Annotated in this window: 20 protein-coding genes and 5 pseudogenes; 13 read left to right on the forward strand and 12 right to left on the reverse strand. The window is 70.3% G+C overall.

Translation table 11 applies throughout. From position 1 onward, the window contains the following. On the forward strand, positions 1-1,116 hold a 1,116-nt coding region (locus ACWGJY_RS17215), incomplete at its 5' end, for an IPT/TIG domain-containing protein (protein WP_453261624.1). A gap of 137 nt (positions 1,117-1,253) precedes the next feature. On the opposite strand, the gene ACWGJY_RS17220 is transcribed toward ACWGJY_RS17215, so the two are convergent. Next, entirely contained in the window at positions 1,254-1,409 is a 156-nt protein-coding gene (locus tag ACWGJY_RS17220; protein ID WP_453261625.1) for a hypothetical protein, read from the reverse strand. 249 nt (positions 1,410-1,658) lie between these two features. After that, entirely contained in the window at positions 1,659-2,015 is a 357-nt protein-coding gene (locus ACWGJY_RS17225; protein WP_453261626.1) for a YciI family protein, read from the reverse strand. A 262-nt stretch (positions 2,016-2,277) separates the two neighbouring features. On the opposite strand from ACWGJY_RS17225, the gene ACWGJY_RS17230 reads away from it, so the two are divergent. Further along, complete coding sequence (locus ACWGJY_RS17230; RefSeq protein ID WP_453261627.1) at positions 2,278-2,841, forward strand: GNAT family N-acetyltransferase; 564 nt, start codon at positions 2,278-2,280, stop codon at positions 2,839-2,841. Positions 2,842-3,201: 360 nt separating this feature from the next. After that, complete coding sequence (locus tag ACWGJY_RS17235) at positions 3,202-3,576, forward strand: hypothetical protein (protein ID WP_453261628.1); 375 nt, start codon at positions 3,202-3,204, stop codon at positions 3,574-3,576. 54 nt (positions 3,577-3,630) lie between these two features. On the opposite strand, the gene ACWGJY_RS17240 is transcribed toward ACWGJY_RS17235, so the two are convergent. The 4 genes from ACWGJY_RS17240 to ACWGJY_RS17255 all read right to left on the reverse strand — a co-directional run bounded on the left by ACWGJY_RS17240 (position 3,631) and on the right by ACWGJY_RS17255 (position 8,622). Further along, positions 3,631-4,290: a hypothetical protein gene (locus ACWGJY_RS17240; RefSeq protein ID WP_453261629.1), complete on the reverse strand. Its 660-nt coding sequence runs from the start codon at positions 4,288-4,290 to the stop codon at positions 3,631-3,633. A gap of 143 nt (positions 4,291-4,433) precedes the next feature. Beyond that, positions 4,434-5,792 (reverse strand): SufS family cysteine desulfurase, encoded by a 1,359-nt coding sequence (locus tag ACWGJY_RS17245; RefSeq protein ID WP_453261630.1) that lies wholly within the window; start codon positions 5,790-5,792, stop codon positions 4,434-4,436. A 103-nt stretch (positions 5,793-5,895) separates the two neighbouring features. Next, positions 5,896-7,278 carry a family 2B encapsulin nanocompartment shell protein gene (locus ACWGJY_RS17250; protein WP_453261631.1) on the reverse strand — a complete coding sequence of 461 codons (1,383 nt, stop codon included), beginning with the start codon at positions 7,276-7,278 and terminating at the stop codon, positions 5,896-5,898. A gap of 963 nt (positions 7,279-8,241) precedes the next feature. After that, positions 8,242-8,622, reverse strand: coding sequence for a peptidase inhibitor family I36 protein (locus tag ACWGJY_RS17255; protein ID WP_453261632.1), 381 nt, complete (start codon positions 8,620-8,622; stop codon positions 8,242-8,244). A gap of 554 nt (positions 8,623-9,176) precedes the next feature. On the opposite strand from ACWGJY_RS17255, the gene putP reads away from it, so the two are divergent. The 6 genes from putP to ACWGJY_RS17285 all read left to right on the forward strand — a co-directional run bounded on the left by putP (position 9,177) and on the right by ACWGJY_RS17285 (position 15,331). Next, on the forward strand, positions 9,177-10,679 hold the full coding sequence (gene putP / locus ACWGJY_RS17260; RefSeq protein WP_453261633.1) for a sodium/proline symporter PutP: 1,503 nt from the start codon (positions 9,177-9,179) through the stop codon (positions 10,677-10,679). A gap of 219 nt (positions 10,680-10,898) precedes the next feature. Beyond that, positions 10,899-11,567, forward strand: coding sequence for a hypothetical protein (locus ACWGJY_RS17265; RefSeq protein ID WP_453261634.1), 669 nt, complete (start codon positions 10,899-10,901; stop codon positions 11,565-11,567). Beyond that, on the forward strand, positions 11,564-12,877 hold the full coding sequence (locus ACWGJY_RS17270) for a HAMP domain-containing sensor histidine kinase (RefSeq protein WP_453261635.1): 1,314 nt from the start codon (positions 11,564-11,566) through the stop codon (positions 12,875-12,877). Before ACWGJY_RS17265 ends, ACWGJY_RS17270 begins: the two co-directional genes overlap by 4 nt. A 60-nt stretch (positions 12,878-12,937) precedes the next feature. Continuing rightward, a complete protein-coding gene (locus ACWGJY_RS17275; protein WP_453261636.1) occupies positions 12,938-13,084 on the forward strand; it encodes a hypothetical protein in 147 nt (48 codons plus the stop codon). Positions 13,085-13,262: 178 nt separating this feature from the next. After that, complete coding sequence (locus tag ACWGJY_RS17280; protein ID WP_453261637.1) at positions 13,263-13,958, forward strand: PAS domain-containing protein; 696 nt, start codon at positions 13,263-13,265, stop codon at positions 13,956-13,958. After that, on the forward strand, positions 13,955-15,331 hold the full coding sequence (locus ACWGJY_RS17285) for a PP2C family protein-serine/threonine phosphatase (protein WP_453261638.1): 1,377 nt from the start codon (positions 13,955-13,957) through the stop codon (positions 15,329-15,331). Before ACWGJY_RS17280 ends, ACWGJY_RS17285 begins: the two co-directional genes overlap by 4 nt. Before the next feature lie 168 nt (positions 15,332-15,499). Here the strand turns inward: ACWGJY_RS17285 and ACWGJY_RS17290 are convergent, their stop codons facing one another. The 4 genes and pseudogenes from ACWGJY_RS17290 to ACWGJY_RS17305 all read right to left on the reverse strand — a co-directional run. Further along, positions 15,500-16,144, reverse strand: a complete 645-nt coding sequence (locus tag ACWGJY_RS17290) for a LysE family translocator (protein WP_453261639.1) — start codon at positions 16,142-16,144, stop codon at positions 15,500-15,502. A gap of 908 nt (positions 16,145-17,052) precedes the next feature. Further along, positions 17,053-17,451, reverse strand: a pseudogene (locus ACWGJY_RS17295) (helix-turn-helix domain-containing protein); the annotation flags it as partial. Between the two features lie 62 nt (positions 17,452-17,513). Continuing rightward, positions 17,514-18,035: a GNAT family N-acetyltransferase gene (locus tag ACWGJY_RS17300; protein ID WP_453261640.1), complete on the reverse strand. Its 522-nt coding sequence runs from the start codon at positions 18,033-18,035 to the stop codon at positions 17,514-17,516. After that, positions 18,032-18,922 (reverse strand): annotated as a pseudogene (locus ACWGJY_RS17305) (IS256 family transposase); the annotation flags it as partial. The pseudogene ACWGJY_RS17305 and the gene ACWGJY_RS17300, both read right to left, overlap by 4 nt. Before the next feature lie 372 nt (positions 18,923-19,294). Here ACWGJY_RS17305 and ACWGJY_RS17310 point away from each other — a divergent pair. Together ACWGJY_RS17310 and ACWGJY_RS17315 are read left to right on the forward strand one after the other, a co-directional pair. Further along, positions 19,295-19,543 (forward strand): annotated as a pseudogene (locus ACWGJY_RS17310) (DUF6193 family natural product biosynthesis protein); the annotation flags it as partial. A 202-nt stretch (positions 19,544-19,745) separates the two neighbouring features. Continuing rightward, on the forward strand, positions 19,746-20,561 hold the full coding sequence (locus ACWGJY_RS17315; RefSeq protein WP_453261641.1) for an SDR family NAD(P)-dependent oxidoreductase: 816 nt from the start codon (positions 19,746-19,748) through the stop codon (positions 20,559-20,561). A 124-nt stretch (positions 20,562-20,685) separates the two neighbouring features. Here ACWGJY_RS17315 and ACWGJY_RS17320 read toward each other — a convergent pair. Beyond that, positions 20,686-20,882 (reverse strand): annotated as a pseudogene (locus tag ACWGJY_RS17320) (helix-turn-helix domain-containing protein); the annotation flags it as partial. Positions 20,883-21,162: 280 nt separating this feature from the next. On the opposite strand from ACWGJY_RS17320, the gene ACWGJY_RS17325 reads away from it, so the two are divergent. Next, a complete protein-coding gene (locus ACWGJY_RS17325) occupies positions 21,163-21,768 on the forward strand; it encodes a hypothetical protein (RefSeq protein WP_453261642.1) in 606 nt (201 codons plus the stop codon). 59 nt (positions 21,769-21,827) lie between these two features. Next, positions 21,828-22,148 (forward strand): annotated as a pseudogene (locus tag ACWGJY_RS17330) (transposase); the annotation flags it as partial. A 48-nt stretch (positions 22,149-22,196) separates the two neighbouring features. On the opposite strand, the gene ACWGJY_RS17335 reads toward ACWGJY_RS17330, so the two are convergent. Continuing rightward, positions 22,197-22,790, reverse strand: coding sequence for a pyridoxamine 5'-phosphate oxidase family protein (locus ACWGJY_RS17335; RefSeq protein WP_453261643.1), 594 nt, complete (start codon positions 22,788-22,790; stop codon positions 22,197-22,199). Positions 22,791-23,087: the final 297 nt, after the last annotated feature.

Below are 23,087 nucleotides of genomic sequence, written 5' to 3' on the forward strand. Positions count from 1 at the left end.
ACGCAGATCACGGCGACGGCGCCTGCGGGTTCCGGCACGGTGCAGGTCACTGTGACGGGGCCCGGGGGGACGAGCAATGGTGTGTCGTTCACGTACACGACGGCTTCGGTGCCGGTTTTGACGTCGGTGAATCCGGCTTCGGGTCCGGCGGTCGGAGGCACCACGGTCACTCTCACCGGCACCGGGCTGGCCACCGCAGGCGCGGTACGGTTCGGGGCCACACCGGCAACCTCGTTCACCGTGGTCTCCGACACCCACATCACCGCTGTCGCCCCTGCCGGGACCGGCACCGTACCGGTCACCGTCACGACCCCGGGCGGTACCAGCAACGGGATCTCCTACACCTACTCCGCGGCGCCCACCCTGAGCGGCGTCAGCCCCAACCAGGGCCCGACCTCGGGCGGGAACACCGTCGCCCTCACCGGCACCAACTTCACCGGAGCCACGGCGGTGACCTTCGGCACCACCCCGGCGGTTTCCTTCACCGTCGTCTCCCCGACACAGATCACCGCCGTGGTCCCCGCGGCGACCGCCGGTCCGGTCGATGTCACCGTCACCACCCCGGGGGGCGGCAGCACCCTCCAGAGCGCCTACTTCTACGTCAGCACCCCGGTCCTCACCGGCGTCGCACCGCCCTCGGGCCCGCTCTCGGGAGGGAACACCGTCACCCTCACCGGTGTCCACCTCATCGAAGCCACCGCGGTGCGCTTCGGGACCACCGCGGCGTCGGCGTTCACGGTGGTCTCGGACAACCAGATCACCGCTGTGGTCCCTGCGGGAGCCGCGGGACTGGCGGATGTCACCGTCGTCACGGCCGGCGGCACGAGCAACGCGGTTTCCTACACCTACCTGCCGGCGCCCGTTGTCACGACACTGATCCCCCCTCAGGGTCCGGCCTCCGGCGGCATCACCTTCACCCTCACCGGCACCAACCTCGCCCAGACCACCACGGTGCTCGTCGGCGGCACACCCGCCGGGTTCACGGTCGTCTCCGACAGCCACGTCGTCGTCGACGCCCTGCCCGGAGCCCCGGGGACGGTCAATGTCACCGTCACCACTCCCGGAGGCACCAGCGCCCCGAAGACCTACACCCGAGTCGCCTCCCCCGGAATCTGAACGCCGGGCCGGCTCGTGGCGGAGGGAGACCGCCGGCATGGCGCAGCGCGACCGCAGCGAGGAAGCCGGGGTCCGCGGCGAACGCGGTCCGCTCTCCGGGCGTCATCGGCCGCCCTGCAGGACGAGGCGACGAGGGTTCACCGGGGCAGCCCGGTCAGATGGTTCTGACCGGTCGCCGCGAGGTAGCGCTCGGCCGGGATGTGGAGCGCGAGCAGCCGAGCGACCCGGGGACCCGGCAGGCCGGCCGCCGCCGCGGCGGCGTGGTCGCCGTGCTGCGCCTCGTCGCCGGGCACCAGAGCCCGTCCCCGCGCGTCCACAGGGTGGACCGCGTCACGGTTGCCCCGAGCCGGCCCGGGGCAGCCGACGGCACGCGGCCCGTCCCCGGCTCCCGCCTCCGGCCCGGTCAGCCGACGCGCATGGCCGAGGTCCGGCCGGACGGCTCGCCGTCCACCCGGACCGGCCCGGAGGGGCGGGGAATCCCTCCGGGCCTCCGGGCCCCGCCCGAGCCCCCCGATCCCCGGGGAGGGGCACGTACGGCCCGATCAGCCCTCGGCGATCTCGCGGACCTCGGCGGTCACGGTCATGTGCTCGTCATGGACCTGCAGAAAACGCTTGGTCCACTCCAGGGCCTCGGCCTTGTCCTTCGCCTGGAGAACGGCGTAACCGCCGACGACCTCCTTGCTCTCGGTGAAGGGACCGTCGGTGTACGACAGCTTGCCCCCGGACCAGGTCACCCGGGTGCCCTCGGAGGTCGGGGTGAGACCCGCCGTGTCCAGCATGACTCCGGCCTTGGTGATCTCCTCGAACAGCGCGCCCATGCGCTGCTCGAAATCGGGACCCGGGGCCTGGGCGGGCGCATTCTGCTCGTCGACACGGATCATCGTGAGGTAACGCGGCATGGTGACTCCTCGGTCGGGGGCGGGGGTTTTCCCCGCCTCTCACTCCTGCGTCGAACGGGAGACGGCCGGATCGACAGCTGTCCCGGAATTCTTCCGAGGAATTTCGGGGGCGGCCACCCGAGCCGTCCGCTCCGGCCCGGACACCGAGGAACGACCGGGGGCACCGCTGTGGGACGATTCCGGGTGCCGCGCACGGGTGAGCGGCACAGCATCGTCGTGCCACGGGCAGGCAAGCTGAGTGAACGGAGTACGGGGTGTCCGGGTGTTTGCGATATCGCTGGGTGACGACGGTGCCGAGCTGCGGCCGCTGGAGCCGCGGCATGCCGGGGAGTACCTCGCCCATATGGACCGCGGCCGCGAGTACATCGGCCGGTACGTTTCGCTGCCGGACCGCGCCACCGATCTCGCGTCCGCCACGGCGTTCTTGCAGTCGTATGCGGACAAGGCAGCTGCCGACAGCGGTCGTCTCCACGGCATCTGGGTGGCGGGTGTGCTCGTCGGCGGGGTCCTGTTCCGGACGTTCGATGCCGAGTCCGGCAACTGCGAGGTCGGCTGCTGGCTGGAGGAAGCGGCGGTCGGACGCGGGCTGATCACGCGCGCGATCCGGGTGCTCATCGAGTGGGCGGTCGAGGAGCGTGGGATACACCGCGTGGAGTGGATCACGTCCGCCGCCAACACCGCAAGCGTCAAGACCGCCAAGCGGCTCGGCATGGTGCGGGACGGAGTGCTGCGGGAGAGCTACCCACACCGGGGCGTCCGCCACGACATGGAGGTCTGGTCGGTGCTGGCCCAGGAGTGGCGCGAGCGGCGCGCATCCGGCCGGTGACCTGCGCCGGGCCGAACCCCGCAGCCGGCCGTACGCCGCGCCGGAGGCGGACCGCCGCCGTAGCGGACGACCACCGACGCGACCACATCTGTGAAATACCCCTGCACCGGTCTTTCCGATACGGAATCATGTTGTTGGCACACCGCGCCTCGGTATCGGCCAGGTGAGGTGACGGGGCATCAACAGCCGCCCCGACGGGCGGCAAACAGGGGGAACTTCATGAGGACCGTACCGCGGACATTGCTGACAGGAGCGCTGACAGGAGCGCTGGCCTTGACCCTGGGTGCCGGAACCGCGGGTGCTTCGGCGCCCGCCGGCCGCGCATCCGGCACCGCAACCGGCGCCACCACCGTCCGGACGGTGGATACCCGCAGCGGTGACGTGATCACCTGCAAGATCACCACGCACCGCCCGCACTACTCCCACCACGCCCACGCCGACAACCGGCACATGGTGAACGTCACCGCGGACATCAAGTGCACCCGGAAGGTGGCACAGCTGGCCATCCGCGTCGGCCTGTACAAGAACGGAACGCTGTACAAGCAGAGCGGGCCCAAGACCAACGCCGGCCGGAACAAGGTGAGCCAGAACGCCGCACGCCGCTGCGTCAAGAGGCAGAACTACACGGGGTACGCCGTCGGCGTGGTCACCTTCCCGCCCGAGTACACCCCGCGCACCAAGCAGGTGAAGGACACCAGCGCCACGGTCCGTATCTACGCCTGCAAGAAGAGCTGACCGGATCCCCCACGAAGGCCCCGGGCCTTCCACGGCAGGCGCTCGACGGACGGCTCACCCGATCCGGTCGTCGAGCGCCACCGGGAACACCTCGAAGAGTGGTCCGCCCGCCAATCGCTCCGCCAGGCGGGCGGACCCGCCGATGTAGGTGGAGTCGAGGTCCACGTCCGTGGCGACACACCAGGACCGGTCCTGGGGCCACCACAGATTCGGGGCCTGTGGAAAGAAGACCCCCGCAGTCCGGTCTCCCAGGGCCGTTGCCGCTTCGACCGGCCCCTCGTACAACGCGTAGGCGCGTCCGCTCAGCCGCACCAATGGCCCCTCGTCATGGAGCCAGCCCCACCCCTCCCAGAGCCCGAAGAGGCACTGCCGCGGAGTACGGGTCTCCGTCGCCAGCACCGTGCACAGCGCTGCCAGCAGATGCTCGGGCAGCGAGCCCTGCCACGGTGGCTCGTCCCCCGGGCCGGCCACCTCCTCGAAGCGCGCCAGAGGGTGCAGTAGGCGACCGGAGCGCTCGGCGACCTCCGCCCACCGCTCGAACCGGCCGTCCGCCGGCTCGCTGGGATGCAGCAGCCGTACGTACGTCTCGAACCCGGACGGCAGCAGGGCGTGCACCCCGCTGTCGAATCCGCCGGCCCCCTCCTCGACCCAGCGGGCCAAGGACACCTCGGCGACCCGGTGCGGCGGCCGCGGCTCGTCTCGCGACAACGTCATGATGTTCGCTCCCCCTCATTGCCGGCAGGGTGCTCAGTATGGCCCGCGGACGAGGCCACCGGCCGAGTTGTCCACAGGGCCGGCTCCCGGCACCGGCATGGCCGACCGGAGGGATCCGGTCGGCCATGCCGGGGACAGCAGGGTCAGTCGGTCTGCTGCAGCCGGTGCAGCGACGCCACCAGTTTGTCCACCTCCTCGGACGTGTTGTAGAGCGCGAGCGAGGCACGGGCCGCGCTCTCCAGGCCGTAGTGGGCCAGCGCCGGTTGGGCGCAGTGGTGGCCGGCGCGGATGGCGATGCCGTCGCGGTCCAGCCAGTCGGCGATCGTGGACGGGTCGTGACCCGCGAGGGTGAAGGTCAGCACGGCGATCCTGTCGGGCGCCGAGCCCAGCAGCTCGAGCCCCGGGACCGTGGCCAGGGCCTGCTGTGCGTAGGCCATCAGCGAGGTCTCGTAGGCGGCGATGGCGTCCCGGTCGAAGGAGGTCAGCCAGTTCAGCGCGGACAGCAGACCGACCACGCCGGAGATGTGCCCGGTACCGGCCTCCAGGAGGTGGGGTACCGGGGCATAGGTGGTACGGGTGAAGTCGACCGACTCGATCATGTTGCCGCCGCCCTGCCACGGCGCCATGTTCCGCAGGATCTCCGGCTTCGCGTACAGGGCGCCGATGCCCGTCGGGGCGAACAGCTTGTGGCCGGAGAACACATAGAAGTCGGCGTCCAGATCCTGCACATCGACAGGGAAGTGCGCCACCGCCTGCGCCCCGTCCACCAGCACCTTGGCGCCGTAGCGGTGGGCGAGTGCGGTCATCTCGCGCACCGGTGGCACGGTCCCGAGCACATTCGAGGCCTGGCTGACCGCCACGAGCTGGGTGCGCATGGAGAGCAGATCGGCGTACGCATCGAGGTCGATCTGCCCGTCCGGTCGCAGTGGTACGGGTACCACCCGGGCCCGGGTCTCCTTGGCGATCAGCTGCCAGGGGACGATGTTGGAGTGGTGCTCCAGTACGGGCACCAGGATGTCGTCCCCGGGACCGAGGTGGGCCCGCCCCCAGGTCTGGGCGACGAGGTTGATGCCTTCGGTGGTGCCGCGTACGAAGACGATGTCGTCCGGTGACGGTGCGCCCAGGAATGCGGCGACCGCCGCCCGGCCCGCTTCGTACGCCTCGGTGGCTTCCCGGGCCATGGTGTGCGCACCACGGTGGATGTTGGAGTTGGCGGATCCGTAGAACCCGGCCAGCGTCTCGATCACCTGGCGGGGCTTTTGTGTGGTGGCCCCGTTGTCCAGCCAGACCAGCGGATGCCCGTTCACGGTCCGGTGCAGGATCGGGAAGTCCCGGCGGGCCAACTCGGGTGAGAAGGCGGCGGGCTGGCTTGGGAGGCCGACGGGTTCCACGGGCTGGACGGTGGGCTGCGCGGGTGGGGTCGCGGACGGTAGGGGCTGGGTGGCGGGCGGGGCAGCCGGCGCGGCCGGGTCGGCGGTGGCCGGGCCCGTGACCGTGCTCATGGCCAGTGCCATGGCCGATGCCGCGGCCGGATCGGACGACGGCAGCCCGCCGGCGTAAGGATTCGGAGCCGGAGCCGCACTCGGCCACGGACTCCGGGGAACGTCAGGAGTAGTCATGGTAGTTGGAGACCTCGACGTTCTGGAGCACGGCGAGCGCGTCCTCCACCAGCACCGCGGTGTTGAAGTACGCCGTCATCAGGTACGACGTGACGCCCTTCTGGTCGACACCCATGTTCCGCATCGACAGGCCGGGTTCCACCTCGTCCTCGACCTTCGCCGGCCGCAGGCCCACCACGCCCTGCTCGGCCTCGCCCGTGCGCATCAGCAGGATCTCGGTGGTGCCGATGCCCGCACTGCCGGAGAACCGCACCTTGTCGGAGGGGAGCAGCGGGACGCCACGCCAGGTCAGCAGTGGGCTGCCGAACCGGTTGTCGATGATCGGGGGCACACCCCGGCGCGTACATTCCCGGCCGAACGCGGCGATGGCCCTGGGGTGTGCGAGGAAGTACCCGGGCTGCTTCCAGACCCGGGTCAGCAGCTCGTCCAGATCGTCGGGGGTCGGGGAGCCGGTGCGCGCCTGTACCCGCTGCCCTGGGGCCACGTTGTTGAACAGACCGAATTCCGGGTGGTTGAGCAGCGAGGCCTCCTGCCGCTCGCGCAGTGCGTGCACGGTCAGGTTGGACTGGGCGCGGGTCTGGTCGATGGGCCCGTTGTAGAGGTCGGAGACCCGGGTGTGCACACGCAGCACGGTCTGGGCCAGGGTCATGTGGTACTCGCGGGGCGCGTCCTCGTAGTCGACGAATGTCATGGGGAGTTCGGGCTCGCCGGTGTGCCCGGCGCTGAGATCGACCGGTACTTCGGCACCCCGCAGGACGCCGTCCGCCGCGAGGTAGGCGTCCAGCGCCCCCCGTACCGTCGCGTCACGGTCACACAGCCCGGCGAGCACGCTGCGTTCGACGCACAGCGCCACGCCAGGGGTGAGCGCCCTGACGCGGTACGGCATGGGCTCGGAACGGGTCCAGGCGTCGAGATCGAAGAACTGGCCGTCGCCGATCACTTCGAGTACGGCGTCCTCGCCGTACCGGCCGTTCACCCGCTTCTCGGCACGGCCCTGGGTGATCACCCACAGCTGGTCGTGCGCGTCACCGTCCTGGGCGAGCATTTCCCCGGCCTCGAAGGTGACTTCGGTGAAGGCGCCCGCCAGTTCGGAGAGCAGCGCGTCGTCGGCCTCCCGGAGGTACGGCAGTTCCCGCAGGTCTCCCGGGATGACGCGGGGGGAACCGTTGTCGGTGTGGGTGCTGATGCGGTCGTCGCCGAGGACGTAGGTCCGGCGGCGGTTGACGCGGAAGACACCCGATTCGACATCCACCCATGGCAGGGCGCGGAGCAGGTAGCGCGGGGTGATGCCGCGCATCTGGGGGCTGGTCTTGGTGGTGGTCGCGAGCTGCCGTGCCGCATCCGGGCTGAGACTCGTCTGATCGTTCACAGGACCTCCTCGCCGACGGGCGTGCCGGCCGGCCGGGCTCGGCCGAGCGGCACGCGGGAGTCTGATCGTCTTGAGGAAGCCCGTCGCCCGCAACCAACCGTTTGCCGGTGTCAGGCCTGAAATGTTCGCTGTACGAAGTTCGCAATTCCGTATAAATGTGCGACTACTTGGCGTTGCAGCGCCACTACCATGCGTCCATACTCCGGGAGTCTCCGTGCCGGAGCGTCCGGCCTGATCACCTCGCTTCGGCCGGCATCCGATATGCGACGCGATTTACCCTCATAAGGGTGCTTGGCGTTTCCTAAAGGATGGCTTATGCGTGGGGAGTTGACGCTCTCAGATGACGGTTCGTCAGTCTCTCGGCCCCCTGTCCCTGCGGGCCTTCGCCCCGTCTCCTGGGGGTGACCCAAAACTGCTGGAGGGCCTGCCCTCGATGCGTATCGAGGCGTCCCGGGCCCGCGCGCCGAGGGACTTGACGGCGGTGGCGAAGCCGTGGAGCAGGGGCAGGCCGCCGGTTGCCGCACCGGTGATCCCCACAGTCAGGGCATCGAAGCAGCCGTGGCATGAGGGGAGAGGGTGCGTCTTGACGGCCGCTCGCCGTACCGGCGGGCCGGGGTGTGCGAGCAGGGATACGACAGCCGGTGCATGGCCCGCAAAGGGCCTGGCGGTCCGTCTTGAACAGCCGGACCGCGACCTTGACGAGTACGGGTGCCGTCGATGCGCCGAGGCGGCCGTCCCACAGGCCGGACAGCATGCGGGCCGGCCGGCGCGAGCGCGGCCCGGATGTCATAGCGGGCCAGGAACCGGCCACCTGCACGGGGCCGGCGCGGAGGACCGGCACGCAGGTTCCGGTGCCGCGCGTCCAGGGAGCCGAAGGGGCGGCGGGGGAGTGACCTTTGGCCCGTAGGCGGCGGGTGAGTGGCTTCCGGCCCCTTCGCTCACTTCACTTCACGTCACCCGGTCCTACTGGGGCTTGAAGGAACGGATCTGGTAGCTGCCCTGCAGGTTGCCGCCCGCACCGGCGGGGGTGGACCCGACGCGCGCGTGATAGTTGGTCTGCGTGTAGTACTGGACGCGGTGCCCGGTGCTGTTCCATACGGAGCGCACGTTCTGTCCCCTCTGGATGAAGGAACAGTCGTCGGCGGTGTTCGCCTTGCTGGACTGTGACCACTGGCAACGGGTTCCCCCGCCGTTCCAGTCGCTGTAGATGCAGAAGTAACCGGCGGTGCAGTGGAAGGCCGCCGGGCGGGCGGATGCCGTGGGGGTCGCGGACGCGGTGGGCACCGTCCCCAGGGCGGCGGCCAGGGCGGCCGCGGCGACGGCGAACGAGCGGATACGGCGCATGGCGAGAACTCCTTTTCCTCGTGGATGCCCGGAGGGCAGGGCTGCTCCGGACCGGCTGGGAAGGATCGCGTACGGGCAGGAAAGCGACGCCTTGGCCGGCCGCACCCGGCGGTCGGCTGCGAAGCGCCACCAGTATGGTTCGCGCCCGTGATGCCCACTCAGGACATTTCTGGCCGCACCCAGGGCAGTTGGAGTGTGGCGGCGCAGGCACGGGGCGTGCGCCGCACGCACCACCACTCACGCGGAGGGCACCACGGCCTTCGCCGGCGTATCTCCCCCTCTCCCTGCCGCATGCACGGCAGCTGAGAGAATTGCCTGTTGTGGTAGGCAGTGCCCGGTATGGCGGGGGCTCGCAGCCCGGTCCCGGCCCCGCCGTGCCCTTGATTGCAAGGAGCATCCGTCAAAAGGGGTGCCGCTCCTGATGACCGATCCGTATTGTCGGCTCGCACCGGAGCCTTCCCTTCCGGGATTTCCCTACGGGATCCCCGGGGCCCGCGCGTACCTGGCAGTGCCCGTACCGAGGAGCAGTGGTGACACCCCTGATCGTACCGGTCATGATCATATTCGGCATATTCCTGCTCGCCATGGTGACTGTGGGCATCTGGACGTATCAGGAGACCCTGACGTTCTCCGACTTCGCGCTGGGCGGGCGCCGGCTGAGCGGGCCGGTGGCCGCACTGTCCGCGGGCGCCAGCGATATGTCCGGCTGGCTGTTCCTCGGACTGCCCGGGGCCGTGTACGCGGCAGGGATCGGCGCCTCGTGGATCGCCGTCGGCCTCGCCGCCGGCACCTATCTCAACTGGCGGCTGGTCGCGCCGCGTCTGCGTACGTACACCGAGCTGGCCGGCGACGCCAAGACGCTGTCGGCGTACCTGGAGGAGCGGTTCGAGGACGACAGCAGGATGCTGCGCCTGGTCTCGGCAACCGTCATCGTCGTGTTCTTCACCGTCTATGTGGCCAGCGGACTCCTCGCCGGGGGAGTGCTGTTCGAGGGAATCTTCGGGGGCGGCTTCGAATTCGCGCTCACCGTCTTCGCCGTGGTGATCGTCGTCTACACCGTGCTGGGCGGCTTCCGCGCGGTGAGCGTGACGCACTCGGTGCAGGCCACGGTCATGTTCTGCGCGGCCGTGGCGCTCCCCGCGATCGGCATCGGCCTGCTGGGGGGATTCGGCGCCCTGCACGGTGTGCTCTCCCACAAGAGCCCGTCCCTGCTGGACATGGGAGCCCAGGCTCACTTCGACGGCGTCCGGTGGGCGTCCGGCCGGCCGCTCGGTGCGGTGGCGGTGATTTCCCTGCTCGCCTGGGGGCTGGGCTATTTCGGACAGCCGCACATCCTGGCCCGCTTCATGAGCATCCGCAGCACCCGTGACATCCCCTTGGCCCGCCGTATCGGTGTGAGCTGGGTGGTGGTCTGTCTGGCGGGCGCCACGCTCGTCGGACTGGTGGGGATCGCCGCGCTCGACCACCCGCTGGGCAATCCGGAAACCGTCTTCATCCAGCTCTGCGCCCAGTTGGTCAACCCGTGGGTCGCGGGCATCCTGCTCGTCGCCGTGCTGGCCGCGATCAAGTCCACTGCGGACAGCCAGCTGCTCGTCTCGGCGATGGCCCTCACGGAGGACTTCTACCGGGCGTTCGTCAAGCGCCGGGCCACGGACGCGGCGATGGTGCTCACGGCGCGTGTGACGGTGGTGGTCGTCGCGCTGGTGGCCTACGCCATCGCCCTCAGCGGCGGCGCCGTACTGGACATCGTCGCGTATGCGTGGGCGGGCTTCGGAGCCGCCTTCGGGCCGGTCATCCTGCTGTCGCTGTACTGGCCGCGCATGACGCGGGCCGGGGCGATGGCCGGCATCGTGACGGGCGCGGTCACCGTCGTCATGTGGAAGCACATCGACCCGCTCCTCGGGCCGTTCCGGTCGGGGATCTACGAGATGGTGCCGGGCGTGCTCGCCGCCACGGCGGCGGCGCTGCTCTTCGGCACATTCGTCGGCCGCCCTCCGCGCCGCACCTGGGCGGGCTCCATGCAGCGGAAGGCCGCCTCCACGGCGTCGGCCGGCTGAGTCCGGGGGCGCCGCGGGGCCCGGCCACCGTGCCGCCGGTGCGGGACGCCTACCCGGCCCACCGGCCCACCGGCCCACCGGCGAAGAATTCCGGGACCCATGGCCCTGTCCCGGCAGTGCGCAGCGGGCCTTATGATCCGAAGAGGCTCAGCCCGCACCACGACTGGAAGAGATGTGCCGCTCCACGGTCCCCTGTCACCCGCCGGGCTCGTACGGGTGATGTCGTCGGCTCTTGCCGCGACGGGCATGGCCGGGCTGTTGAGCAGCTGTACGGGGAGCGGGGAGCCGCTGAGCGCCGGCCACACCTCGCCCGCCTCCGCCCCCGTGCGGCTGTGGCCCGAGCGCAAGCCCGCGCCGCAGCCCGAGACCGGATCCGGGGAGAACCTTCCCGCGGCCGTTCCCGGGGTGCCCCGCGTGCCCTCCGGGGACATCCGCAAGGCGAATCTGCTCACCGTCGTCAAGGCCCAGGTCGCCGCCGGTTCCGCCCTCGGCGGCGGGCCGCAATTCGATGCCGCCACCGCGAGAAGGATCGACGCCTGCGCCGCCGAGCCGGCGCACTGCCCGGTACGCAAGCCCCAGTACCGCGATCTGACGGGCGACGGGAAGGCCGAACTGATCGTCGGCATCGAGGCGCCGGGCCATTCCCTGGCACTGTGGGTCTTCAGGCTCGACCACGGTGTGGTCACCCGGATCATGGACGCCGGCGCGACCCCGCTGTCGGTGGAGGTCGCGAACGGCGATCTGATCCTGCGGGAGCCCACGGGCACGCCCGGATACGACACCCGCACGGTCTACGCATGGGATTCCCGGACCCGGACCATGGCCCTGCGGTCCATGGAGTTCGACCAGGCGGACTCCGCCACCCCCTCCCCGGAGCGCGGACGATGAGCGCCGGCCGGCCTCGGACGCGGCCGCACCTGCCCGCCTGGACGGCGACGCTCTACTGGAAGTTCGCCGTCTTCGTCCTCGTCATGTGCTGCGTCCTCGCGACGGTGGTCGGCGTCCTGGTGCACGTCCTGGTCGGCCGGCAGACCGAAAGCCAGGCCCGCGGCGCGGCCCTGTCCGAACTGGACGCCGCGGCTGACGCATACGTCGCCGGGGGACCCCTCGGACGCAATGCCGCAGTCAGCCCCACGGACCTCCCCGCCGCCCTCCGCACCATGGCGCTACGGGGCGAACGCGGCACACAGCTTGCCGGCCACGGGGGCCGTCCGGCGATGTGGGCCGTCACCCCCGCCGACGGCAAGGCACTGGCCGTCCATATCGACTACACCCAGCGGGACGCCGCGCTCCGCGGGCTGGACCGGTCCATCATCGGCTCCTCCGCCTTTGCGATCGCCCTCACCCTCGCCGTCGGGCTGTTCGCCGTCTCCCGTATTACCCGTCGGCTGCAGCACACCGCCCAGGTGGCCCGCAGAATCAGCACCGGAGATCTCGACGCCCGCGTCGACGATCCCCGCGTCCGGCGTCCCGAGCGTGCCCAGGACGAGGCCGCCGCGGTCGCGGCCGCACTCGACGCGATGGCCGCCACACTGCAGAGCAAGCTGCGCAGCGAGCAGCGCTTCACCGCCGATGTGGCCCATGAGCTGCGCACCCCGCTCACCGGCCTGCGTGTGGCGGCCGAGCTGCTGCCGCCCGGCCGCCCGGCCGAGATGGTGCAGGACCGCATCCGGACCATGAGCCGGCTGACCGAGGATCTGCTGGAGATCTCCCGTCTCGATGCGGAGGTGGAACGGGCCGACAACGAGGTTCACCGGCTGGGACCGCTGGCCGAGCGTGCGGTTCTGGCCACCGGGCTGGAGGCCGAGGTCCGTGTCACGCGCGACGCCCAGGTGGAGACCGACCAGCGCAGGCTCCAGCGCGTGCTGGGCAACCTCGTCTCCAATGCCCACCGGCACGGCTGTCCGCCGGTGGTCGTGACCGTCGACGGCCCGTTCATCACCGTGCGGGACCACGGGGACGGCTACCCCGGCCACCTCCTCGACCACGGCCCCCAGCGCTTCCGCAGCCAGTCCGGAAACGGCCGTAAGACCGGCCACGGTCTCGGGCTGACCATCGCCCTGGGGCAAGCCCGTGTCCTCGGTGCCACGCTGCGGTTCTCGAACGCGCCCGACGGCGGAGCGGTCGCGGAACTCGTTCTCTCACCCCTGGGCCCGGGGCCCTGGCTTCCCGGGCCGACGGAACCCCGCGACGCCTAGGCCGCCGGGCCTCTGCGGGCGGGGGAGTGCCGTCTCCTTGCCCCCTGAGGCTGAGCAGGCGTGGATGTGGGCAAGGGCATGGGCATGCTCAACCGGCGCGAGCGGCTGACGTGGACCGACCACGAAGGGGCTTCGGCGCAGCTGCGGCCGCCCGGCGCAACAACCGGCGCCGGCCGGCAGCACGGCGGCGGAACCACCGCCGGATGATCAACGGGATCGTGCACCGGATCGGCACGGCTCGGCACGGCACGGGCGCCCGCGGTCCCGGGGAGCCGGCCGGGCGCCGGAGTGTCCACACCTGACGACGAGCGCAGAATGAAAAGAGCCGCTCAGCCGTCCGAAGGGCGGACCGGCCACTTTGCGCGGCGGGTGGAAGGGAAAGCCGGTGCCATCAGATCGGCCGAGCAAGGGGAGGGCTCGTGGTCCGCTCTGGTCCGAGCCCGGGTCGCTGCTGGAGCATGTGCCCGTTGCCGTGTTCGGCCTCGATGACGACAACCGGATCTGCTACTGGGGCCCCGGCGCCCGGGACCTCTTCGGCTACCGCGCCGCGGAAGCGTTGTCGATGCCCGGCGCCCGCCTCTTCCCGGGAGCCCCCGGAGGAGGCCCCGATGCCTGCGCCCGTATGGCGGAGCGGGGCCGGGGCGAAGGGTACTGGCGCGGCCGTCTGCATGTCACGCATCAGGACGGCACGGTCTTCGACTGCGGATTCCGCGTCTTCCCGGTGACCGGCGTCGCGGGACATTCGGTGATCATGGCCCTGGCGAGCCGGGGTGACGAGCTGGACCGGGTCAAGACCAACCTGGTCTTCCTCGACGCCCTCTTCGAGACCTGCCCCATAGGCCTGGCCATCTTCGACGAGGAACTGCGCTACCTCCACCTCAACCAGGCCCTCGCCGATATGAACGGGCTCCCCATCGAGGAACACCTCGGGCGGCGTCTGGCCGAAACCATGATCACCTCGGACGGCGGCGAGTACGAGCGGATGCTGCGTGCGGTCGTCCGGAGGGCAGGCCCGTCGCCGGGGTACGGGTGGGGATGCGCACCCGGGGTCATCCGGACCGGGACAAGGTCCTGTCGGTGAGTTTCTTCCCGCTCACCCAGGCCGTGGGCACGCGCCAGGGGGTGGGCGGGCTGCTGGTGGATGTGACCGACCGGGAGCAGGCCATTGTGGAGGCGACCGCCACCCGTCAGCGGCTGGCGCTGCTGGACCGGGCCTCCGCCCGGATCGGCACCACCTTGGAGGTGAAGGTGACGGCCCAGGAACTGGTCGAAGCTGCGGTTCCGGACTTCGCCGACGCCGCGGTCGTGGAACTCGTGGAAGGGAGGGACGAACGCGAGGCGTTCGACCCGGCCCGGCCGGTCGACACCCACCGCATCGCCTCGGGCACCGTCCTGCCCCCTCCCGCGACGGAACTGGTCAGCGGAGTGGAGGCCGTGCACTACCCACCGGGCTCCGCCATCCATCGGATGCTGCGGACCGGCCGCCCCGTCTCCGTACCGGTGAACCAGGAGTTCATGGTCCGGACCATGTTGAGCGAAGCGCGCGCCCGGTTACTGGCCGGCAGCGGGCTGGCCTGCCTCCTCCTCGCCCCGCTCATCGCCCGGGGCACGGTCCAGGGCATCGCCGTATTCGGCCGTTCCGCGGCCAGACCGGCATTCACCGAGCAGGACCTCAGCCTGGCCGGCGAGCTCGCCTCCCGGGCGGCGCTGTGTCTGGACAACGCGCGGCTGTACAGCCGGGAGCGAAACATCGCGCTCACCCTCCAACGGGCCCTGCTCCCCACCTCCTTGGCGACCGGCCCGTACCTGCACATCGCCCACCGCTACCTGCCCGGCAGCCACGTCACGGAGGTGGGCGGCGACTGGTACGACGTGATCTCCCCGGCCCACCACCGAGTTGCCCTGGTCGTCGGTGACGTCATGGGACACGGCGTGTCGGCCGCCGCGGCCATGGGCCGACTGCGGATCGCCGCCAAGGCGCTGGCCCGGCACGACCAGGAACCGGATGAACTGCTCACCGAACTCGACCAGTGCGCCGAAGAGGCCGGCATCGAACTCGCAACCTGTCTCTACGTCCGCTACGACCCCGCCACCGGACACACCCGGATCGCCAGCGCCGGCCACCCTCCGCCCCTCGTTCTCCACCCGGACGGCCGGATCCAGCTCATCGACGAAGTTCTGGGAGTCCCCCTCGGCGTCGGCGGTTGTCCCTTCCGGACGACGGAGACCGAGCTGCCCGACGCCGCCACCCTCGTCCTGTACACCGACGGCCTTATCGAGGCACGGGGCCATGACATCGACGAGGGCCTGGACGCCCTGCGCATGGAACTGGGCCGGGACTCCGGCTCGTTGGAAGCCATGGCGGACCGCATCCTTGCCCGCCTCGTACCGAGTTCGCCCCGCGACGACACGGTCCTGCTGCTTGCCCGGGTGCACCGGGTGCACAGGGTGTAGCGGGTGCACCCGGTGCAGCGGTGACGGCGCGCCTGGCGGCAGCAAGTGGAAACGGCCGGGTCCCTTGCCTGTGCCGTGCTCCGGGCACCTGCCTGCACGTGCCCGGGAGATATCTCCCGAGGCCCGGCCGCCTTCCGCCGGCCCCCGCGGCTTGCCGGGCGAGGTCAGTCAGTCGGCGCGGCCGGTGGCCGCCACCGTCACACCCAGACCGATCATGGCGAAACCACCCGCGCCCCCGATCACCGACAGCCGGCGTTCCGAACGCGCGAACCAGTTCCGGGCCGCCGAGGCCGTCAGCCCCCACACCGTGTCCGTGATCAGGCCGATGCCGATCGGCACCAGGCCCAGGACGAGCATCTGGGCGGGCAACCCGCCGGCCGCGTGGTCCACGAACTGGGGGAGTACCGCGGCGAAGAACACCATGCCCTTCGGGTTGGTGACACCGACCAGGACGCCGTCGGCGATCGTGCGCAGATCGCCGCGAGCGCGCTGTCCGGTCCCGTCCACGGCGCGCATCTTCATGTCCTTGCGGTGCCGGAACGCCTGGACTCCGAGAAAGACAAGGTAGGCCGCGCCGGCCAGTTTCACGGCGAGGAAGACAGCGACGGACTGTTCGACCAACGAACCAAGACCGAGCGCCACAGCGGCCACCAGCACAGAGGCGCCGAGCACATTGCCCAGGACCGTGGCCAGCGCCGTACGGCGGCCGTGAGCCAGCGCCCGGCCGATCACGAAGAGCACACTCGGCCCCGGAATCACGATCACCAGCAACGACATCGCCGCAAACGCAAGCAGCCGGTCGGTCGACACCATCTCTCTCACCTCGGCGACCATTGAACCAGCCGGCCGGCTGAACCAGTTGGCCGGCTGAACCAACTGGGCGACGGTTCGTTGCCCCCCTGCCCCCCTGCCCCCCTGCCCCCCTGCCCCCCTGCCCCCCTGCCCTGCGGATGACGCGTCCGTACCCGCACCCGCCCCCGTACCCGCATCGGGCCGGCTCCGGCGGAGGAAGGGGCGACGCCGATGCCGACGCCGGAGGGGAGGCCAGACGGACAGCCCGACAGCCACCCCGAACGCAACGGACCACACCGGCTCTCTCCGAACCGACCGGCGGCTCAGCCGTGGACGAGAGTTCCGCGGACGAGAACGGGTCGAACACGCCACCGTCGAGCGGCGTCATTCCCAGCCCGGTGAAGAATTCGAGGTACGCGCACAGGGAGAGCCCTGTCCACTGGAGTTGGCGGGCGGGCCATGACGGCTCGGACGCAGCGTCAGCGGCGGGCTGGCTGAGATGCCGACCTCCCTTCCGTCTGTCGACAAAGCGCGGCTCATCGCGCGAAACAGTCGAAGAGGCGTTGTGAGTGCGGAACGGGCCGAAGGTGCGAGTGCAAGAGCCAGCCCTTTCATGGCACACGTGCTCCAATAGGCGGATGAGAGACAAAAGCGCGTCTCTGGGGCCGCTGGAGCGGGTCGACGACCGCTGGGTTGTGGGCGATTGTCGGCGTCCGGGCGGCGTCTGGCTGGAGTTCCGTGCCGATGGGCTGTACCAGGGCGGGCGGAACTCCGAGGGACAGTTGATTCCTTGGCCCAGGATCATGCTGTTCAGCCGCTTCACGCTGGGCGGCAAGTACCCCGGGAAGAGTTCATACGGCGTGATGGCAGTGCTCGGCGCGTTGCCGGGCCCCTGGAAGGGGCGTGGCCGCGACTCCTAGAACCCAAGGGCAGGACCAGCCGTTGCGTACGAGCAGCTTGCGCACGCCCTGGACCGTGTAGGTCAGGTGGAAGCGCCGGCCGATCACCGTCTTCACACGGCTCAGGGTCCAGCGTTGGTCCTCCCAGCCGTGCGCGGCCGGTCCCTTGCCCAGCTCTCCCTCCAGCTGGACGAACTGCTTCTCGCTCAGCCTCGGCAGTGACGCCGGCCCCTGTGACCGCAGAGCCCGCGGACCGCCCTCGTCCCACACCTGCCGCCATCGCTGCACCGAGCGGATGCTGACCCGAAGGTCCTTGGCGATCACCGAGCTCGCCTCGCCTCGCGCGAACCGCTCGGCCGCCTGGAGCCGTAACTCCTCGCGGAACTCCTGCCGTTCGGCGGTCAACCCGCCACCTTGTGGATACCGCATGCCACCGGTGGTACCGCAGCGAGAGACGAGACGTCAGCCTCTACGACACCACGAGTTCAACCTCAGTAGCGCCTGATACTTCGACGCCACCGGATCTCGCCCTCGTGCCATTCGTCGGTAGGTGTGAGCCCGGCGGCGGTGGCGACGGCAGCGGATGACTGATGTTCGGGGTGGATGTGGGCGATGACGGTCTGCAGCGGCTGTCCGCTGAGCCAGTCGACGAGCCCTCGGGCTGCTTCGATGGCGATGCCTCGCCCCTGCCACGGAGTCCCCATCACCCAGGCGATCTCGGCGATGAGGCCGTGGCCGGAGGGGCTGACCGTCGCCTGGAGCGTGCCCGTCAGGCAGTCCTCGGCACGGAGCCGGATAACCCAGTTCAGCCAGGAGACAGCCGGATCGGGAGAGCCTGCGGTCAGACGCTGATAGCGCGAGCGCAGAGCTTGCGGGGTATCGGGAGCGCCGCCGATGAAGGTGTGCAGAGCCGGATCGGACAGCACCGTGGCCATCTCCTCGGCATGCTCGACAAGAAGCGGCAGCAGGACCAGCCGCGCGGTGCTGATGGCCTGGGCCGCGATGCTACTCACGCCGCGACCGCCTCCGGTCGTTCGACGAGGTGTCCGCGTTCGAAGCGGGCTCCTGCGCGGACGAGGGCGACGAGGTGGGGTGCGTTCACCGCTCGCCAGCGGGCCTGGGCGGACTCGATCAGTTTGAAAACCATGGCCGGCCCGGCCGCCCGGCTGCCGGCCCCCTTGATCACCTTCGTCCGCAGGCGCACGGTGGCGAACGTCGACTCGGTGGGATTCGTCGTCCGCAAGTGGCTCCAGTGCTCGGCCGGGAAGTCGAAGAACGCCAGCAGCTCGGCCTCGTCGTCCGTGATCCGCTTGACGTCCTTGGGGCATTTCGCGCCGTACTGCCGGGCGAAGGCGGCGACGGCCTTGCGGGCCTGGTCCTTGTCCTCGGTGTTGTCGATGTCCTGGATCGCGCGCTTGGCCGCGGGCCGGCCCGCCTTCGGCAGGGAATCGAGAACATTTACGGTTTTGTGAACCCAGCCCCTTTGCTCCCGGGTGTTGGGAAACACCTCGGCCAGGGCCTTCCAGAAGCCCAGGGCGCTGTCGCCAATGGCCGGCACGGGGGCATGCATGCCCCGGCGGGCGCAGTCCCGCGGCAGCCCGGCCCACGCCTCCGCCGAATCGCGGTAGCCGTCGGCCGACGTGACCAGCTCCTTCGTTCCGTCGGCGCGCACGCCCATGACCACGAGCACCGCGGCCTTGGAGTCGTCGAGGCGGAGACGCAGGTGGATGCCGTCCGCCCACACGTAGACGTAGTCCGTGGCGGACAGGCCGCGGTCCATGAACGCGGCGTGGTCGGCCTGCCACTGGGTGGTCAGCCGCGTCACCGTCGCCGGCGACAGGCCGGCCGAGGAGCCCAGGAACTGCTCCAGCGCGGGCACGAAATCCCCGGAGGACAGCCCTCGGCCTCCAGCGCGGCCACCAGCATCCGCCGCGCGCCCTCCCGGACGATCTCGTCCAGCAGCGAGCTGCCGCTTGGCGTGGTGAGGTCCTCGGTGACTACCGTGAGCACGCGCGTGCTTTCCAGACCGACGCTGCAACGTCGGCCTTGCTCGATGACCTATCGATCGATCCATCGGGAAGGTACGTCTCCTTCCGTCAGGGCTGATCCACAGGTATTGAGCATTGCTCCCCAGCGGCTGAGGGCGCACGACCCTGTCTGCGCACAATCGTGGAATGAGCGACATCGTCGAAGCCGCCTGGCACAAGATCCGACCACCCCCGGCGAGCCCACCCCGGCCGGTGGCACGCCGCTCCCGGAACCGTTCATCAAGATGGTGCGGGTGGCGCGTGCCGAGCCGAAGCTGCGTCAACTCTACCCGTGGACGGGCATGTGGGAGCTGCACCGCAGCAGGTGCACGGAGTTCCGCCCCACCTGGGACACCCCCTACATCCGCACTTTGGGAGACGGCCGGTCCTACGTCGAGGGACCGAGGCGCAACAGCCCGCGGATCGCCGAGACCGACAGCGCACAGGCCGCCGTAGCCATGGTGTTCGAGCGACTGCCGGCGGGCTGCGGCCCGGCGTTCGTCGGCAGCGCGGAGGAGCTGGCAGCCTACGTAATCTCCGCTTTGTTCGCCGCTGCCCTTCGCCGCGGTCGTTCCTCGCCCCGCACCCAGCCGAGGTGCCGACGGCAGCGGCACCCGGTCGGCCCGGCGGTGCCGACGCTTCGTATGCTCGCAGTGCGGGGAACCGGAAGCCGACCACCTTCGGAGGCGAACGACCATGTCGGAACAGCGTGTTGTCCTGGTGACGGGCGGGGGAACGGGAATCGGGGCCGCCACCGCCCGGCAGCTGCGCACCGCCGGGCACCAGGTCGTGATCTCCGGGCGGCGGCCCGAGCCGCTGCGCCGGGTGGCCGAGGAGACCGGAGCGCTGGCCCACCCTTCCGACGCCGCCGACCCCGAGGCCGTGCGCGAGCTCGTCGAGACGACGGTGACGGCCTACGGGAGACTCGACGGTGTGGTGCTCAATGCCGGGATCGGGCGGGGCGGCGCGATCGGCGACACCGCGGTCGAGGACTGGGAAGAGCTGATACGGACCAACCTCACCGGCCCGTTCCTGCTGCTGCGTGCCGCGCTGCCGCATCTGCTGGCGGCCCGCGGCGCGGTGGTCGCGGTCGCCTCGGTCGCCGCGCTCCGCAACAGCGTCGGCAACGCCGCCTATGCGACGTCCAAAGCGGCTTTGCTCCACCTCTGCCGCTCCCTCGCCGTCGACTACGGCCCGCAAGGACTGCGGGCCAACGCGGTGTGTCCGGGCTGGGTGCGTACGGAGATGGCCGACCAGCGGATGGCGCGGTTCGCGGCGGAGGCGGGGCTGGCGGGCGGTGCCGAGGCGGCATACGAGGAGGCGAACCGGCTGACTCCCGCCAGGCGGCCGGGTGATCCGGAGGAGGTCGCCGAGGCGATCGACTGGCTGCTGTCGCCCGCTGCGTCCTACGTCAACGGCGCCGTCCTCACCGTCGACGGCGGGGTGACCACGGTCGGCGTCGGCGGCGCTGCCTTCGACTACCGGATCGAGGCGCGCACCCCACGCCCGTAGCGGACTACCGGCTACCGCGCGGGCCCGTTTGCACAGGGCCCGCGACGGATGTCGATGTGGAGCCGGAAGATTGGATGGGATGGTACAGAGCCTGGCGATGATGACGTGGTTTTAAGTGAGCGTTGAAGACGAGCCACGCTCCACGGGCCGCCGCGAGTCTTGCGCGCAAGTCCACACCTCCTTGACCCACCCGGCCACCGCATCGTCATCCCGCTCCATGGCTCGTCGGGCCGGCACCTGGCACGACCCGCCGTCGCGCACCAGCATCTTCCGCGCGCCCTGGATCGTGTAGGCCAGGTGAAAGCGCCGGCCGATCAGCGGAAGCCGCCTGGAACTGGTGTTCAAGGGCGGTGGTGTCCTCCATGGGATCAGGGGACCGTCCGAGCCCGGTGGTTGCTGGGAGGGGGTCTGGCGATTCCGGGTGAAGCTCCCGGCCGGGCCCGTGCCGTGCTTGAGGTGGGCGCCCCCAGGCCCCGCCTTGAACGCTGGCTCCACGCCCATTTGGCGAATCCGGTAGTGCCGCCTGTCGGCGCTGCGGCATTGTCGTCCTCGGCGCTTGGTCGAGGGCGCCTGGTGCATGAGGGAGCGGCTGGAGGATGTCATGGGTGAGCGAGAGACGTGGACGACGGAGGAGTTCGGCTCGTCCCACGCGGGCGCGGTCGGTGTGCTCCTGGCCGACGGCACCGTCCCGGCTCCCGTCTTCTTCGATACGGGCTCCGGTGCGGGCGGTCAGCCGGTGTCGCAGTGGTCCGTCTATGACGGAGGGGTTGCGCACGGACCGCGGGCGGCCGCACTGCGCGCGGTGTGCTCCTGCGGCTGGAACGGCCCGGAGTACACGCTGGACTGGGACGCGATCGGCGAGCGGAAGCTGATCGAGGGGGCTCACGACACGGCGGACACCTGCATGGAGGACTGGGACTCGCACACCGCCGAGGTCGAGCAGTCGGCCATTCCCCTGCCGGAGACGGTCACCACCTTGCTGGCCGTGCTGCAGGAGGAGATCGAGAAGCTGGCGAAGACCTCACCGCTGGCGGCCGTGCGGGCAGCCCGCCGACTGGAGGTGACTGCGGGACAGGTCGGGTACTGGCCGGCCCACGATGCCCGGCAGGACACGACAGCCGAACAGGCCGCCGCAGCCCTCGGCCTGAACGAGGACGCGGCCCGGAAGCTGATGGCCCGCTTCGGCGGCTGGAGCCCCTACCGCTGATCACCGACATGGAAAAGAGACCCCTCATGCCCATCATCGGCCCCGGCTACGACGACCCCGAGTACGACAACTACGACAAGCGGATCACGGACGACGAGGACGAGCTGCTGGCGTTCTTCGACTTCCCCGCCGAGCACTGGATCCACCTGCGGACCACCAACCCGATCGAGTCGACCTTCGCCACCGTGCGACTGCGGACGAAGGTCACCAAGGGCGCCGGTAGTCGCGCCGCCGCATTGGCCATGGTCTTCAAGCTGATCGAGTCCGCCCAGACCCGCTGGCGAGCGGTGAACGCACCCCACCTCGTCGCCCTCGTCCGCGCCGGCGCCCGTTTCGAACGCTGCCACCTGGTCGAACGGGAGGAGACTCTGGTGGCATAACGTCCTTCCGGCCGGATCAGCTGTGGTGTCCGCCCCAGCGGCTGGGTCCTATCCAGCGCGCGGAAGCGGTGGCAGTGGCAGCGGCAACCCTGGCAGGCCGTCGATGCTGGTCGCGATGTGCTCCTTCTTCTGGAAGTACACGTCGAGCGACTCATCGGACTCGCGCGCGAAGCGTGACGCGTGCAGCGGGCGGTCCTCGTCATAGGTCATGAACGGGACTGCGTACCCGCAGGTGTCGCGGATCTTCTCAGCGGTCACGACGATGATCGCGCGGAGGCCGTGCAGGGTCGGTTCGATGTCCGGGAAGTACCCCATCAGTTCCGCCCAACGCGCATCGTCGCGGAAGACCGGCTCTCCGCGGCCGTGCACGCGCACGATGTTGGGCGGACCGTCGAAGGCGCACCACATCAGGGTGATGCGGCCGTTCTCGCGCAGATGGGCGATCGTTTCGGCGTTGCTGCCGGCGAAATCGAGGTAGGCCACGGTGAGTTCGTCAAGCACGGCGAACGAGCCGTTCAAGCCTTTGGGTGAAAGGTTGACGGTGCCGCCGCCGTCCAGTGGCGCCGTCGCGGTGAAGAAGATGTGCTGCGCCTCGATGAAAGCACGCAGTCTGCCCTCTATCCGCTCGTAGCTCTTTCCCATAGGTCGATTATGGCGGCGTTGATCCCTCCCACGCGGCAGGAGGCTGGCACCACGCGCCAAGGGGATCGACCACCGCCAGCCCAGAACACGATCAACTGGACCGCGTGAGCGGTGCCTCCTGCTTGATCCGCAGGTCTTGACAATTGCTCGCGTGCGCAGGTGGTTGCCAGGCACACCTCCATGTCGGGGTTACGCTGTCGGCACTGATTGCAGGCCCATTCGGGCTTTATCCACGACTCGTGGCTCTGGTCCACTTCGTGTCGTCGCGTGACTCTCGGTTACACCAACAGGAATCGC

It is taken from the genome of Streptomyces sp. NPDC054765 (assembly GCF_053612065.1).